14 protein-coding genes are annotated in these 14,582 nt (G+C 70.7%); 8 read left to right on the top strand and 6 right to left on the bottom strand.

The features are described from left to right. Positions 1-162: 162 nt before the first annotated feature. From fabG to RV986_RS39960, 3 genes are all read left to right on the top strand, one after another. Positions 163-882: a 3-oxoacyl-[acyl-carrier-protein] reductase gene (gene fabG, locus RV986_RS39950; protein ID WP_475922056.1), complete on the top strand. Its 720-nt coding sequence runs from the start codon at positions 163-165 to the stop codon at positions 880-882. Positions 883-887: 5 nt separating this feature from the next. Next, the gene (gene fabI, locus RV986_RS39955; RefSeq protein ID WP_475922057.1) at positions 888-1,655 is read left to right on the top strand and encodes an enoyl-ACP reductase FabI; all 768 of its coding nucleotides are present in this window, start codon (positions 888-890) and stop codon (positions 1,653-1,655) included. 153 nt (positions 1,656-1,808) lie between these two features. After that, on the top strand, positions 1,809-2,153 hold the full coding sequence (locus RV986_RS39960; RefSeq protein ID WP_475922058.1) for a hypothetical protein: 345 nt from the start codon (positions 1,809-1,811) through the stop codon (positions 2,151-2,153). Between the two features lie 33 nt (positions 2,154-2,186). On the opposite strand, the gene RV986_RS39965 is transcribed toward RV986_RS39960, so the two are convergent. After that, positions 2,187-2,903 (bottom strand): FadR/GntR family transcriptional regulator, encoded by a 717-nt coding sequence (locus RV986_RS39965; protein WP_475922059.1) that lies wholly within the window; start codon positions 2,901-2,903, stop codon positions 2,187-2,189. Positions 2,904-3,003: 100 nt separating this feature from the next. On the opposite strand from RV986_RS39965, the gene RV986_RS39970 reads away from it, so the two are divergent. The 4 genes from RV986_RS39970 (at position 3,004) to RV986_RS39985 (ending at position 5,465) form a co-directional block, all read left to right on the top strand. Further along, the gene (locus RV986_RS39970; RefSeq protein ID WP_475922060.1) at positions 3,004-4,320 is read left to right on the top strand and encodes a CynX/NimT family MFS transporter; all 1,317 of its coding nucleotides are present in this window, start codon (positions 3,004-3,006) and stop codon (positions 4,318-4,320) included. 47 nt (positions 4,321-4,367) lie between these two features. Beyond that, on the top strand, positions 4,368-4,484 hold the full coding sequence (locus tag RV986_RS39975; RefSeq protein WP_475922061.1) for an SGM_5486 family transporter-associated protein: 117 nt from the start codon (positions 4,368-4,370) through the stop codon (positions 4,482-4,484). A gap of 181 nt (positions 4,485-4,665) precedes the next feature. After that, the gene (locus tag RV986_RS39980) at positions 4,666-4,881 is read left to right on the top strand and encodes a hypothetical protein (protein ID WP_475922062.1); all 216 of its coding nucleotides are present in this window, start codon (positions 4,666-4,668) and stop codon (positions 4,879-4,881) included. Positions 4,882-4,946: 65 nt separating this feature from the next. Next, positions 4,947-5,465 (top strand): SixA phosphatase family protein, encoded by a 519-nt coding sequence (locus RV986_RS39985; RefSeq protein ID WP_475922063.1) that lies wholly within the window; start codon positions 4,947-4,949, stop codon positions 5,463-5,465. A gap of 250 nt (positions 5,466-5,715) precedes the next feature. Here RV986_RS39985 and serB read toward each other — a convergent pair whose 3' ends face one another. Further along, positions 5,716-6,927 carry a phosphoserine phosphatase SerB gene (serB, locus tag RV986_RS39990; protein ID WP_475922064.1) on the bottom strand — a complete coding sequence of 404 codons (1,212 nt, stop codon included), beginning with the start codon at positions 6,925-6,927 and terminating at the stop codon, positions 5,716-5,718. A gap of 110 nt (positions 6,928-7,037) precedes the next feature. Then, a complete protein-coding gene (locus RV986_RS39995; RefSeq protein WP_475922065.1) occupies positions 7,038-8,825 on the bottom strand; it encodes a streptophobe family protein in 1,788 nt (595 codons plus the stop codon). Between the two features lie 258 nt (positions 8,826-9,083). Between RV986_RS39995 and RV986_RS40000 the strand changes: the two genes are divergently transcribed. After that, a complete protein-coding gene (locus RV986_RS40000) occupies positions 9,084-11,579 on the top strand; it encodes an ABC transporter ATP-binding protein/permease (RefSeq protein WP_475922066.1) in 2,496 nt (831 codons plus the stop codon). Between the two features lie 86 nt (positions 11,580-11,665). On the opposite strand, the gene RV986_RS40005 is transcribed toward RV986_RS40000, so the two are convergent. The 3 genes from RV986_RS40005 to RV986_RS40015 form a co-directional block, all read right to left on the bottom strand. After that, a complete protein-coding gene (locus RV986_RS40005) occupies positions 11,666-12,421 on the bottom strand; it encodes a transglycosylase SLT domain-containing protein (protein WP_475922067.1) in 756 nt (251 codons plus the stop codon). Positions 12,422-12,718: 297 nt separating this feature from the next. Beyond that, the gene (locus tag RV986_RS40010) at positions 12,719-13,804 is read right to left on the bottom strand and encodes an S-adenosylmethionine:tRNA ribosyltransferase-isomerase (protein WP_475922068.1); all 1,086 of its coding nucleotides are present in this window, start codon (positions 13,802-13,804) and stop codon (positions 12,719-12,721) included. Between the two features lie 34 nt (positions 13,805-13,838). Beyond that, on the bottom strand, positions 13,839-14,537 hold the full coding sequence (locus RV986_RS40015; RefSeq protein WP_475922069.1) for an SDR family NAD(P)-dependent oxidoreductase: 699 nt from the start codon (positions 14,535-14,537) through the stop codon (positions 13,839-13,841). Positions 14,538-14,582 lie beyond the last annotated feature (45 nt).

A 14,582-nucleotide genomic window follows, 5' to 3' on the forward strand; every position in this document is an offset into this window, starting at 1 on the left:
TCGTAGGCGGGCCACCAGGGGCGCCGACTGTAGAAACCCGACAGGAGCGGCCCCGCGCCACTGTCGGTGCCCGATTCTCCGGGAGGCGGAGGGGACCGATAGATTTCCAAGGAAGGCGCCTGTCTTGCAGGGGTTTCAGACTGCTATGGAAAGGGTGATCCGTTGAGCCGCTCGGTTCTCGTCACCGGAGGCAACCGGGGCATCGGCCTCGCCATCGCCCGCGCGTTCGCCGATGCCGGCGACAAAGTCGCGATCACATACCGTTCGGGTGAGCCGCCGGCCGCCCTCACCGCATTGGGCTGCCTCGCCGTCAAGTGCGACATCACCGACAGCGAACAGGTGGAGCAGGCCTACAAGGAGATCGAGGCCGAGCACGGCCCCGTCGAGATCCTGGTCGCCAACGCCGGCGTCACCAAGGACCAGCTCCTGATGCGGATGTCCGAGGAGGACTTCACCTCGGTCCTCGACACCAACCTCACGGGCACCTTCCGGGTCGTCAAGCGCGCCAACCGCGGCATGCTCCGTGCCAAGAAGGGCCGGGTCGTCCTCATCTCGTCGGTCGTGGGGCTGCTCGGCTCCGCGGGGCAGTCGAACTACGCCGCCTCCAAGGCCGCCCTGGTCGGCTTCGCGCGCTCGCTCGCCCGTGAACTCGGCTCGCGCAACATCACCTTCAACGTCGTCGCGCCCGGTTTCGTCGACACCGACATGACCAAGGCGCTCACCGACGAGCAGCGTGCGGGCATCGTCGCCCAGGTGCCGCTCGGCAGGTACGCGCAGCCCGAGGAGATCGCCGCTACGGTGCGGTTCCTCGCCTCGGACGACGCCTCGTACATCACTGGAGCCGTCATTCCGGTTGACGGCGGACTGGGAATGGGTCACTGATCACCATGAGTGGAATCCTCGAGGGCAAGCGCGTCCTGATCACCGGTGTGCTGATGGAGTCCTCCATCGCCTTCCACACCGCCAAGCTGGCCCAGGAGCAGGGCGCCGAGATCATCCTGACCGCGTTCCCGCGGCCCACGCTGACCGAGCGCATCGCGAAGAAGCTCCCCAAGCCCACCAAGGTCATCGAGCTCGACGTGACGAACGACGAGCACCTGGCCCGTCTCGCCGACATCGTCGGTGAGGAGCTCGGAGGGCTCGACGGCGTCGTGCACTCCATCGGCTTCGCCCCGCAGGACGCTCTCGGCGGCAACTTCCTCAACACCCCGTTCGAGTCGGTCGCCACCGCCATGCACGTCTCCGCCTTCTCGCTGAAGTCGCTGACCATGGCCTGCCTGCCGCTGATGCAGAACGGCGGCTCGGTCGTCGGCCTCACCTTCGACGCGCAGTACGCCTGGCCGCAGTACGACTGGATGGGCCCGGCCAAGGCCGCCCTGGAGGCCGTCAACCGCTACCTCGCCCGCGACCTGGGCAAGCAGAACGTGCGCTCCAACCTGATCTCGGCGGGCCCGATCGGCTCCATGGCCGCCAAGTCCATCCCGGGCTTCAGCGAGCTGGCCTCCGTCTGGGACAACCGGGCGCCCCTGGAGTGGGACCTCAAGGACCCGGAGCCGGCCGGTCGCGGTGTCGTCGCCCTGCTGAGCGACTGGTTCCCGAAGACCACCGGCGAGATCATCCACGTCGACGGCGGACTGCACGCCATCGGTGCCTGATTTCCCCCACATGGCCGACGCCCCGATTCCCGCAGCGCGCGGGGAGCGGGGCGTCGCCCGTTCGGCCTAGTCGGCCGGGCGCCCCGGGCACCGTACCGCGCACGCTGGAACCACGCACCGCCCCGCAGCCGTACGGCCGAGGAGGTCCCCCTTGTGCGCCTGTCCCGCCGTTTTGCCCCGGTGTTCGCCGCTGTCACCCTCATCATGGTTCTGCCGTACGACGCGATGCCCCACGCGCGCGCGGGGCATGCGGGATCCGCTGTCCCCCAGCCGTTCGGAGCCGAGTGCCGCACCACGGTGGAGGGCTCGCACGTGACCGCGTACTGCCACAACCCGTACCCGGACACCGACCGGGTCGCCCTGCACATCGAGTGCGACCGCTGGTGGGACCTCGACACCGACGGCGACCCGGTCGAGGCGGGCCCCGCCATGACGGTGCGGCTGACCGGCCGGTGCTGGATGGAGGTCCGGTCGGTGTGGGTCAGCCACGAGAAGTGACGGTGCCCGTCGGCCGCCGCGGGCCCGGTCCCCTCAGCCGCCGGTCGTGACGCGCGGGACTCCCGGATCCGCCCGGCCGAGCCGTCCCGGGCGGCACTGGAACGGGTAGCCCGCGGCCTCCGCGCCCGCCGCCTCCGTGTCGCCCGCGCGGATCGCGTCGACGAGCCGCGCGTGGTCCATGTACGTCTCCGGCGTCAGCTTCCCGCCGACGTCCTCGCGCAGCCAGTCGCGCAGCACCTCGCCCAGGTCCGCGTACATCGCCGTCATGACGTCGTTGTGGGACGCGGCCACCACGGCCAGGTGGAAGGTCGCGTCGGCGGCCACGAAGGCCTCCGCGTCGCCCGACTCCCAGGCCTCCTCACGGCGCACGAGCAGCGCGTCGAGCTGCTTCAGATCGCGCTCGGTGCGCCGCTCGGCGGCCAGCTTCGCCGCGCTCGACTCCAGGGTGGCGCGCAGCTCGGCGATGTGCCGCGGATCGGCGTCGGCGAAGCGCCGGTGCATGACGCCCGCGAGCTCGCTGGTCGCCACGACATAGGTGCCCGAGCCCTGGCGGATGTCGAGCAGGCCGTTGTGGGCCAGCGCGCGGACGGCCTCGCGGACCGTGTTGCGGGCGACGCCGAGCTGCTCGACCAGCTCCGGCTCGGTGGGGATACGGGAGCCGACCGGCCACTCGCCCGAGGTGATCTGGTTCCGCAGCTCGGCGATGACCTGCTCGGACAGCGCCGAACGGCGGGGATGGCTCAGCGGCATGGCGGTCCTTCGAAACGGGCCCGGTGTGATCGTTCGCGCGGGGCCGGAGATTTCGGAGATTAACGCAAGGGGATTGGACAGCCAATCATCCCATGATTCTATGATGGGCGTCATGGCCAGCGAGGAGACCGGGACGATGACGTCCACACCCGTACGCGGTTCCGTCGAGAGCGCGCAGCTCCGATCGCAGCCCACGCGCGCGTGGATGACGCGGCTGGTCACCGTCGGCATCGTCCTCACCGCCCTCAACCTGCGCCCCGCCATCACCAGCTTCGGCGCCCTTCTCGAAGAGGTGCGCGACGGACTCGGCATGAGCGGCAGCGTCGCGGGACTCCTCACCTCCGTACCGCCGCTCTGTTTCGCCGTCTTCGGGGTCACGGCACCGCGACTCGCCCGCCGTTTCGGACCCGGAGCGGTCGTCTGCGCCGGAATGGCCGCCATCGCGGCGGGCCTCGCGATCCGGCCGTACGCCGGGAGCACGGTCGGCTTCCTGGCCGCCAGCGCCCTCGCACTCATGGGCATCGCCGTCAGCAACGTCCTGATGCCGGTGATCGTCAAGCGCTGGTTCCCGGACCGGGTCGGCTCCATGACCGGCCTCTACTCGATGGCACTCGCCCTGGGCACCTCGGCCGCGGCGGCGGTGACCGTGCCCATGACCGATGCCCTGGGCGGCAGTTGGCGGTCGGGGCTCGCGGTGTGGGCGGGACCGGCGGCGGTCGCCGTACTGCCGTGGATCGCCCTCGTCCGCGCGCGGGACGCCGATTTCCACGGCGCCGAGCGGACGCACACGAAGGACACCGCTCCGCCGGAGCGCGACGGGCTGCGCATCACCCGTAGCCGTACCGCCTGGGCACTCGCCGTCTTCTTCGGGCTCCAGGCCACCGCCGCGTACATCACGATGGGATGGATGCCGCAGATCTTCCGCGATGCCGGGGTCTCCGCGGGCACCGCCGGGCTGCTCCTCGCGGTCACGATGGTGATGGGTGTGCCGCTGGCCTTCGTCATCCCGCGCCTCGCCACCCGTCTGCCCCACCAGGGACCGATCGTGGTCGCGCTCGCCGTCTGCGGCCTCGCCGGATACGCGGGCCTCTACGCCGCTCCGGCCGGCGGCGCCTGGGCCTGGGCCCTGCTGCTCGGTGTCTCCAACTGTGCCTTCCCGCTCGCCCTCACCATGGTCGGGATGCGGGCCAGGACCGGCGCGGGCGTCGCCAAGCTCTCGGCGTTCGCGCAGAGCACCGGGTATCTGCTCTCGATCCCCGGGCCCCTCCTCGTGGGTGTCCTCTACCAGCACAGCGGCGGCTGGGGACTGCCGCTCGCCCTCATGGCCGCGCTGATGGTCCCGCAGATCGCGACGGGCGTCCTCGCGGGCCGCGACCGCACCGTGGAGGACGAGGCCGCGCGCGGCCCCCGGCCGTGAGGCCCCCCGACGGTGGGAGTGCGGACGAAGGGTGCGAGACTGGCCGTATGCCTGCGCTCGACCCGAATCCCCAGAACGGCCAGAAGAAGTTGCTGCTCGTGCTCGGCGCGATGCTGGCCATCACTGTGATCATCGGCATCATCGCCTCGATCGCCTCCCCGTAACCACCACCTCCCACGCCCCCCGGGACGCCGGAGGTGGGGCTAACCCCCCATCCCCTAGGGGGTGAGTGTCAGGGTCAAGTGGGTGGATCACCGGATGGGTTGAGGGCCCCGGATTCCGTAACTTCGAGATGTGGCCGCGAGGACGCGGCCCACGGAGCACTCGAAGACTCGCGGAGGCGGCATGTCGGCCCGTACGCACACCCGGCCCCACCCGGCGACCACGGGCAGTGTCGACATCCGGCTTCCCTGGTGGGCCCTCGCCCTGCCCGCCCTCGCCTTCGCCGCCCTGCTCCTCCTGATACTGAACCCGGCGGATGCGCACGCCGCGACCGGCGACCCCTCGATCAGTCACCTCTTCGAGCGCATCCAGCAGACCGTGCTGCGCCAGACCCCCTGAGCACCCTTGGGGGAGGCCGTCAACTGTCTGCGCCGCATGGCGTGTTTCATGCGAAGCTGGGACTCATGAGCGTCGCAGAACCCCGCAGGATTGTTCTCTTCCGGCATGCGAAAGCCGACTGGCCACAGGTGTCCGACCACGAGCGGCCGCTCGCTGACCGGGGCCGTATGGACGCAGCCGTCGCCGGCCGCAAGCTGGCCGACACCGGCATCCCCGTCGATCTGGCCCTCTGCTCCACCGCGGCCCGGACCCGTGAAACCTGGAAGCTCGCCGTCCATGAGCTCGCGCACCGGCCGAAAACGGTCTATGAGGAACGGCTCTACGAGGCCTCGCCCGGCGAGCTGATCGCCGTGCTCAACGAAACCTCGGACGACGCGCAGAACGTGGTCCTGATCGGCCACAACCCCGGCATCCAGGGCCTCGCCGACATCCTGGCCGGGCAGGCCGAGGGCGACACCCGCGCCCGGATGACCGACCACGGTTTCCACACCGCGGCCTTCGCCGTGCTCACCTTCGAGAGCTCCTGGAAATCCCTGGAGCCGGGAGTGTGCACGCTGCTCGACTACTGGGCGCCGACCCAGTAACCCACCCCTGCACGGACCGGGGGCCCGGCACCATCACGGTGCCGGGCCCCCGTCGACGTACGACCCCAGGAGTACGACCGCGTACGACCGTCCGCGCGGGCGACTGCGTACGACCTGTATGGCTACGACCTGTATGGCTACGACCTGTATGTGTGCGACTGCTGTGCGTACGCCCCCTAAGGCCCGCACGCCCTCTACGGCCCGCACGACCCCTACGACGACCCCGCACGGTCCGGGCGGCCGTCCAGGGTCAGTGGTCGTCCAGGTGCATGTCCGCCGCCTCGACCTCTTCGCGGGTGACGCCCAGCAGATACAGGACGGTGTCCAGGAAGGGGAAGTTCACCGCGGTGTGCGCGGCCTGGCGGACGACGGGCTTGGCGTTGAAGGCGACACCGAGACCGGCCGCGTTGAGCATGTCGAGGTCGTTGGCACCGTCACCGATCGCCACGGTCTGGGAGAGCGGCACCCCCGCCTCGGCGGCGAACCGGCGCAGCAGCCGCGCCTTGCCCGCGCGGTCCACGATCTCCCCGACGACCTTGCCGGTCAGCTTCCCGTCGACGATCTCCAGCGTGTTGGCCTGCGCGAAGTCGAGACCGAGCCGCTCCTTGAGATCGTCGGTGACCTGGGTGAACCCACCCGAGACGACACCCACTTGGAAGCCGAGCCGCTTCAGCGTACGGATCAGCGTGCGCGCACCCGGCGTCAGCCGTACCTCCTGGCGCACCTTGGTCACCACCGAGGCGTCCAGACCCTTGAGCAGCGCCACCCGCGCGTGCAGCGACTGCTCGAAGTCCAGCTCCCCGCGCATCGCGGACGCCGTCACCTCGGCGACCTCGTCCTCGCACCCGGCGTGGGCGGCGAACAGTTCGATCACCTCGTCCTGGATGAGCGTCGAGTCCACATCCATGACGACCAGGCGCTGGGCCCGCCGGTGCAGCCCCGCGGCCACCACCGCGATGTCCACACCGAGCGCCGCCGCCTCCGTCACCAGCGCGGTGCGCAGCGTCTCGGTCTCCGCACCGGACACCGCGAACTCGACCGCCGTCACCGGGTACTTGGCGAGCCGGAAGATACGGTCGATGTTGCCGCCGGTCTTGGTGATCCGCGCGGCGATCGCGGCCGTCGACTCCGCCGTGAGCGGATGCCCGAGCACGGTGACGAGGGACCGTCCGAGGCCACGCGGCCGGTTGTCGCCGAGACCGGAGATGATCTCCGCCTGCAACTTCATCGACTCCGCCCAGCTGTGGACGGTGGCCCGCAGATCACCCTCCATGCCGGCGGGCGGCTCCGTCACGAGGGCGCACAGCACGATCCGGCCCCGGGTGACGACCTGCTCGATGTCGACCACGTCGACGTAGTAGGCGGCGAGGGTGTCGAAAAGTCCGGCCGTGATGCCCGGCCGGTCCTTGCCGAAGATCTTGACGAGGACAGTGGGGACCTCGTGGGTCTGCGAAGCGCTCATGGTGGTTCCACCGTATCCGGCACCCAGTGCCTGCCGCCGCCCAGGTCCGCTCCGCGGACAGGGAACACTGGGTGTCGAAGCGGTGTCGAGCGCGTTGCCCGGGGGTGGCGTCAGTCGCGTCGCCGGGGGCTCGGTGGCGGAGGCGGGCCCTGGTCGGGCGGGGGCTGCGGCGGAGGCGGCACATCGCGCCGCTGCGGCCGTCGGTGCCGCGGCCCAGGTGGCGGCGTCATCGGCCGGACGACCGTCGGCGCGCCGTACACGTCGTCGGGCGGTCGTGTTCGCTCGGGCGGCCCTCCGTCCGCCGGCCCCCGTAAACCGTCGGGCAGCCGCAGATACGGATTGGTGTCGGGATTCGCCGGCCGGTACGGCGTGTTCGGCGCGTACGGCCCTGGCTGCGGCGGGAGGTCGGGAGAGAGCGGGGAAACCGGGGGAACCGGGGGAACCGGTGGAAGGGGAGGACCGGAGTCACCCAGTGCCAGCGGCGCCGCCCGCCGTCCCGCGGCCCCGCTCGCGCACGCCAGCAGTGCCCCCGCCGCCCCCGTGCCCGCACCCCATGCGGCGCCGAGCAGCAGCGCCATGCCCAGGTGTCCGTGCAGTTGGATCCCGGCGCCGAACGCGTCGATGCCGAACACCGACAGCGAGGCGTCCACGGACACATCCGTCAGCCACGCCAGCAGCGGCAGCGCCAGCGCCGTCACGATCCCGAGCCGAAGAGCGCAGCGTCCCACGAAACCGAGGGCACCCGGCCCTCGTACATCCGGAGCAGTCGGTGTTCCCCCCGGTGCCGCAGCCCGCTGCCCTGCAAAAGGCGTACGCGTGGCCGCCAGGACGCCCGCGAACAGCATCATCAACGCCGTCGCCACTCCCAGCAGCCACACCCGGCCGTCGAGTTCGGCGAGACGGCCCAGGGTGACGGGCTGGTCGGAGTCGACACTCAGCAACTTGTCGAGGGGGTCGGGGAGCAGTTTGGCGAGTTCGCCGGTGGCCTTGCCGTCCCAGGGGACGAAGAGACCGATCGGGACGCCGAGCCACACCCCGTTGGGTGCCCCGAGCAGCGCCGCGCCCGCGATCAGCTTGGGATGCGGGTCGCCGATCGCCGCGTACGCCGCCGCCGCGAGCCCCGCCGCCACCGCCACCAGCATCACCGTGACCAGCGCGGACGCGGCCGGCCGCACCACCCGGTGCACGCCCTCCCAGCCGCGCGGCAGCGGGGTGCGCCGGGAGGCGAGCAGGGCGATCACCAGGATTCCGGCCGCCCAGGCCGCGCCGCCGAGCAGCGTGGGCACGGTGTCGACGGTGAAGCCCACGGCCGCCTGCGCGTTCACCAGGTCGCCGATCTTGTCGGGCAGCAGCCCGCCGAGGTCCCCGAGTCCGCCGGGGAGTTTGTCGGTGATGTTCCCGAGTCCGCCGCCGCCCGTCACCTGGTCGAGACCGAGATTGCCGCCGTCGATCGTGATGACGTCGTGCCCGGCCCAGGCGAGCCCGCCCAGGGTCGCGACGAACAGCAGCACCACCGTGCCCGCACGCGCGAGGAGTTCGAACGGCGCGATCTCGACTCCCGCGCCGCGCAAGGACCGTAGGAAGAAGAAGGAGAGCAGGAGCGCACCCACCAGCCCCACGCCCAATGGCGTGATCTGGATGGCCGTGTGCGCCTCCGCGCCTTTCAGGCCGAAGGCCGACACGTCGCCCGCCGGCTTGACCGCACCATTCGCCCCAAGGGCCACCACTGCCGCGGTCATCGGCCCGAGCGAACCCGCCGCGTCCGCGCCGACCAGATGCAGGCCCAGCGCGGCCGTGCCCGCCATCGCGATCAACGCCCAACTCACCGAGGCGATCGCGGACAACAGCATATCCCCCCACGGCAGACGCCTGCCGTGTCCCACGGTGTCGATGCTCATTGTCAGACCCCCCGATCCGCGCCGCGGTGTCACCACCGTGGATGTCCCCCTCGCGGGGGATTACCACTCTCCGGTCCGGTTTCAACCCCGTCAACGGAAACGGGCAACCCCGCCCGTACGCGGACGCCGTATGGCCCGACTTTCGGTCAGGGGGCTGCTCCTGAAATAGTTCCCCCCGATGTTCGACATCCCTAGACTCCCTGTGATGGGGGTAACTCGGGGGACAACTCATCGGGGGACAACTCAGTGGGGCATGGAGTGCCGGAACTCGTACTGGAATTGAACGGACGGACCTGGACGCTCGATGCGGCCAGGCCATACACCCTCGGACGTGATCCGCAGGGGGACATCGTGCTCGACGACGCCAGGGTCTCCTGGCGTCACGCCACGATCAGCTGGGGCGGCCGGAGTTGGGTCATCGAGGACCACGGCAGCACCAACGGCACCTTCGTGCAGGGGCAGCGGATCCATCAGATGGAGATCGGCCCCGGTTCGGCCGTGCACCTCGGCAACGCGACCGACGGCCCGCGCCTGAACCTCTCCGGTGCCGCCGCCGTCGCGCAGCCCCAGCAACAGCCGTACGCGGCACAGGGCGCGGGCCCCGCCTGGGCTCAGCAGCCGGCGCCGCAGCAGCAGACCCCGGAGCAGGGCCGTCAGCAGCCGCAGCAGTCCGCGCCGCGCGTGCCGCAGCAGCAGGGACCCGGTGGTGGCGCGGGGGCGCCGCCGGTCTACGGCGACCGCAGCCCGACCACGTTCCACCAGCTGGCCCTCGGCCGTGTGATGCGCATCGGCCGTGCCCTGGAGAACGAACTGGTCGTCTCCGACCTCCAGGTCTCGCGCCACCACGCGGAGTTCCACGCGGCGCCCGACGGCCGCTACGAGATCCGCGACCTCGGCTCGCACAACGGCACGTACGTCAACGGTATGCCGATCGCCAAGGGCGGCTCGGCGCTGCTCGGGCCGAACGACATCGTCGGCGTCGGCCACTCGACGTACCGTCTTGTCGGCGACCGCCTAGAGGAGTTCGTCGACACCGGTGAGGTCTCCTTCTCGGCCCGCCACCTGACCGTCACGGTCGACGGCGGCAAGCAGATCCTCCGGGACGTCTCCTTCGGCGTCCCGGAGAAGTCGCTCGTCGCGGTCATCGGCCCGTCGGGCTCCGGCAAGTCGACGCTCCTGAAGGCGCTCACGGGCTACCGCCCCGCCAACCAGGGTGACGTCCTCTACGACAACCGGGACCTGTACAAGCAGTTCGCCGAGCTGCGCCAGCGCATCGGTCTGGTCCCGCAGGACGACATCCTGCACAAGGAACTGACCGTCAAGAAGGCCCTCAAGTACGCGGCCAAACTGCGCTTCCCCGCCGACACCACGGGCGAGGAGCGCGAGGCGCGCATAGACGAGGTGCTGCGCGAGCTGAAACTGGACGTCCACAAGGAGAAGAAGGTCACCTCCCTCTCCGGTGGCCAGCGCAAGCGCGTCTCGGTGGCCCTGGAGCTGCTGACCAAGCCCTCGCTGATCTTCCTGGACGAGCCGACCTCCGGCCTCGACCCGGGCATGGACCGCGATGTCATGCAGCTGCTGCGCGGTCTCGCCGACGACGGCCGTACGGTCCTCGTCGTCACGCACTCCGTGGCCGAGCTGGCGATCTGCGACAAGCTGCTGGTGATGGCACCGGGCGGTTCGGTGGCGTACTTCGGTCCGCCCGAGGAGGCCCTCAACTTCTTCGGCTACGAGACCTGGGCCGACGTCTTCTCCGCCTTCGAGAACTACCGCGACTACGACTGGGCGGGCCGCTGGAAGGGCTCGCAGCACTACCAGATGTATGCCGCGGACATCGACGCCGTCGCCCCGCAGGCGGCGAACGTGACGCCGCCGCAGGCGATGAAGCCGCCGAAGCCGCAGGGCTGGTTCTCCCAGCTGGGCACACTGGTGCGGCGCTATGTGTCGGTGATCGTGTCCGACAAGGGCTTCCTGGCGCTGACGGTGATCCTGCCCGTGGTGCTCGGCTCGGTCAGCCTGTTGATCGACTCGGGCGACGACCTGCTGCCGCGCTTCACCAAGAACGGCACCAACATCGGCAACGGCACCGCCACCACCGTCCTGCTGATCCTCGCCGTGGGTGCCTGCTTCGCCGGCGCCGCCAACTCCGTCCGTGAGCTGATCAAGGAACGGGTGATCTACGAGCGGGAGCGCGCGACCGGCCTGTCCCGCTCGGCGTACCTGATGTCCAAGGTGGTCGTGCTCGGCGTGGTCACCCTGCTGCAGGGGGCACTGGTCGGCGCCATCGGCTTCGGCAGCCGGACGGTCCCGAAGGAGGGCCTGCTCCTCGGCGCCGCGACGAAGGTGGAACTGACCCTGCCGATCATGGCGCTGGGCTTCACCTCGATGATGTTCGGCCTGGTCATCTCCTCGCTGGTGAAGACGGCCGAGAAGACCATGCCGCTGCTCGTCATGTTCGCGATCGTCCAGGTCGTCTTCACCGGGTGTCTGTTCGTCCTGAACGGCGCGATCGGCGTCAACCAGTTCTCGTACCTGATGCCGTCGCGCTGGGCGGTCGCCGCCGCGGGCACCACCCTGGACCTCAACGTGCTCTTCCCGGACAAGAACAACCCGGGCCGGACGGACCCGCTGTGGGAGCACACCACCGGCGCCTGGACCCTCGACATGATCGCCCTGATCGTCCTCGGCGTGATCTGCGGCTTCCTCGTGGCCCGCTTCCTGCGCCGCCACGAGCCCGAGGTCATGCGCAAGTAGCCCCCGCTCGCACCCATGCCGAAGGGCGGCACCCCCACACCGGGGTGCCGCCCTTCGGCGTCACGTGTCAGAGGTCCGCGCCGGCCTCAGTACGCGCTGTTGACGTTGTCCATCGAGCCGTACTTGTGGGCCGCGTAGTTGGCGGCGGCCGTGATGTTGGCGACCGGGTCGTAGATGTTCCACGAGGTGCCGGAGACGTGGTATGCGTTGAACGTCGGCTGGATGACCTGCAGCAGGCCCTTCGACGGGATGCCGTTGATCGCGTTGACGTCCCAGCCGTTGATGGCCCTCGGATTGCCCGAGGACTCCCGCATGATGTTGCGGTACAGACCGTTGTACGTGCCGGGGATGCGGTGCTTCGCCATGATGGCGAGCGACTGGCGGATCCAGCCGTCGAGGTTGTTGGTGGACGTCTTCATGGCGACGGTCTCGAACGAGATGCGCTGCGTGGAGCGGCTCGCGGCGGGCTCCTGCGCGCGGGTGTTCTCGGCGGTCGTCCTGGCGGTGGCCGCGGCAGCGGTCTTCCGCTGGGCGAGGACGGCGGCGGCCTTCTTCTCGGCGGCGTCGGCGGCCTGCCTCTTTGCCGCGATGGCCTGGGTCTTCAGGCTCGCGCCCGCCAGCTGGTCGGTCACGCTGGCCTTGACGTCCTTGATCGGCTGCCCGCTGAAGACGACCGGGGCCGAGGAGGCGGCCGCGTCGGTCGTCGTGGTGGTCCCCGAGGCACCGGGCACCAGCGAGAACGCGAGGGCCGCGGCACCGAGGGTGGCGACACCGGCGATCGAGAGCTTGTGGACCTGGGTCAGCTTCGGACTATGTCCAGGAGTGCGGGTGTTCTTGGGCATGGCTGATGGACCTCTTCGAATAGCGCGGAGGTCGCTCTCGCTCCGGTGGGGGTGGAGTGTTTTCGGAGCTGGCGCCTCGGGGTGGAACCCGCGGCGCTGAGCGACGGAGCCATTCTTAGCGGCCGCAAAATACTGTGGCAAAGGTGTGACGTACGAAGCCCGGTAGTAGGCCCAGGAAGGGCAAATCGGGGCAGACTGTCACGTCTGCCCCGCTCACCCAGGACCCCTTTATCTCCTATGTACCTTCGTATGTGATGTGCGCCCTATGTGCGGGGTCACATCACCCTTGAGGAATTCTCACCTGTGGTTGCTGGAGCAATGCTCAGGGTGAGAGTCCTCGTCCGGAAGGACGAGGTGCACGTCCCCGAACTCGTGCCAGAGGTAGAGCCCGCTCAACGCCTCGCCGTAGCCGCGCTCCACCGCCGCCCGGCCCGCGACCGCCTCCAGCATCAGCAGATGCGAGGCCTCCGGCTCGTGCAGCCCGGTCAGCAGCCCGTCCACCACCCGTACGCCCCGCTCCGGGGTCACCACGAGGTCCGTCCAGCCCTTCCGGGCCCGGACCACTCCCTCCGGGCCCGCGGCCGACTCGACGGCGCGTACGGCCGTCGTCCCCACCGCGACGATCCGGCCGCCCCCTGCCTTCGCCGCGTTGATCAGCCGCGCCGACGTCCCCGGTACCTCGTACCGCTCCGGATACGGCGGCTCGTGGGCCTCCGCCGAAGCGACACCCGTGTGCAGCGTGATCGGTGCGAACTGCACGCCCCGGCTCACCAGCTCCGCCACCATCCGCGCGGTGAAGGGCCGCGCCGCACTCGGCATCTCCGCACTCCCGCCGCCGTCGGCGGACGGCAGCGCGAACACCGTCTGATAGACGGACAGCGGCTGATCCCGCTCCGTATAGGAGTAACGAATGGGCCGCCCGTGCCGACGCAGCAGCCCCGGCACGTCCGGATCCGACACCCGCCCCCACCACAACCGGGAGCCGCACGGTGTCAGCGGCTCCTCCAGGACGAGCCCCATGTCCCCGGCGAGGCGCACCTCCATCCCCGCGGGCCCGCCCGCACGCGCACGCGTGGTGCCCCTTCCGTCGGGATCCCGCAGCTCGACGGCCCACCGCCCGTCATCACCCCGCGTGGAGAAATGCACCACCACGCGCGTGTGCCCGATCCACCCGTCCACGGCGGCGGCCAGCGTGGGCGAGATGTTGACGACGAGCAGATCCCCGGCCCGCAGCAGCCGCGGCAGCTCCACGAACGCGTGATGCGACACCTCCGTACCCCGCGACACGAGCATCCGTACGGAGTCCCGGTCCCGCCCGGGCCCACGCTGCTCGGCCGGCACCCGTGCCGACAGCTCCTCGGGAACCCGCACGGCGATCGTCATCGCACCCCCACGAGGGCCGCGGCGGTCGTCCTCTTCACCGGGCCACCTCCAGGAGTGACGGCGCCGAGTACCGGCCACTCGCCGGGCGCTCGTCCAGCAGCCGCAGAAAGGCCGGGACCACACGGACGGGCGCCGGTCGCGGGTCTTCGTCGTCCGGTACGGCCGCCGCGTACAGGTCCGTGTCCATGTCCCCGGGGTCCACCGCCCAGACCCGCAGCCCGGGCTCCTCCGCGCCGAGCACGGCCGCGAGGTGGTCCAGAGCGGCCTTGGACGCCCCGTACCCGCCCCACGTCTCGTACGCCTCCGCGGCCGCGTCCGAGCTGACGGCGACGACCGCCCCGGTCTTCGAGGCCCGCAGCAGCGGCAGCGCCTCCTGGACCAGGCCCAGCGCCGCGACCACATTGACCTCCAGGGCCCGCCGCAGCCCGTCCGGACTCAGCTCCTCCAGGCGCACCAGCGGCTCGGCGCCCAGCGCGCTCGCGTTGTTCACCAGCAGATCGACGCCGCCGAGCCCGCGGGCGGCCGCCACCAGCTCGGCACGGTGCCCGGCGTCGGTGACGTCCCCGGGCAGGGCCTCCACCCGGGTCCCGTACGTGGACAGCGCCACCGCCGTCTCCGCCAGCACCCCCGCGGTCCTGGCGTCCAGCACCAGATCCCAGCCGCGCTCCGCCAGAGCCGCGCCGAGCGCCCTCCCCAGCCCCTTCGAAGCCCCCGTGATGATCGCTACCGGCATGACGTCCGTCCCCTCGTCCGCTCACCGCCGCTCCCGGCGGGTGCC

The sequence above is a fragment of the Streptomyces sp. RLA012 genome, from assembly GCF_056270325.1.

Coding starts and splice junctions, on each gene's coding strand:
- RV986_RS40010 (WP_475922068.1), bottom strand. CDS start 13,804: ATGACGATCGCCGTGCGGGTTCCCGAGGAGCTGTCGGCACGGGTGCCG.
- serB (WP_475922064.1), bottom strand. CDS start 6,927: ATGAGCGCTTCGCAGACCCACGAGGTCCCCACTGTCCTCGTCAAGATC.
- RV986_RS39975 (WP_475922061.1), top strand. CDS start 4,368: ATGCCTGCGCTCGACCCGAATCCCCAGAACGGCCAGAAGAAGTTGCTG.
- fabI (WP_475922057.1), top strand. CDS start 888: ATGAGTGGAATCCTCGAGGGCAAGCGCGTCCTGATCACCGGTGTGCTG.
- RV986_RS39970 (WP_475922060.1), top strand. CDS start 3,004: ATGATGGGCGTCATGGCCAGCGAGGAGACCGGGACGATGACGTCCACA.
- RV986_RS40015 (WP_475922069.1), bottom strand. CDS start 14,537: ATGCCGGTAGCGATCATCACGGGGGCTTCGAAGGGGCTGGGGAGGGCG.
- RV986_RS39995 (WP_475922065.1), bottom strand. CDS start 8,825: ATGAGCATCGACACCGTGGGACACGGCAGGCGTCTGCCGTGGGGGGAT.
- RV986_RS40005 (WP_475922067.1), bottom strand. CDS start 12,421: ATGCCCAAGAACACCCGCACTCCTGGACATAGTCCGAAGCTGACCCAG.
- RV986_RS39965 (WP_475922059.1), bottom strand. CDS start 2,903: ATGCCGCTGAGCCATCCCCGCCGTTCGGCGCTGTCCGAGCAGGTCATC.
- RV986_RS39985 (WP_475922063.1), top strand. CDS start 4,947: ATGAGCGTCGCAGAACCCCGCAGGATTGTTCTCTTCCGGCATGCGAAA.
- RV986_RS39980 (WP_475922062.1), top strand. CDS start 4,666: ATGTCGGCCCGTACGCACACCCGGCCCCACCCGGCGACCACGGGCAGT.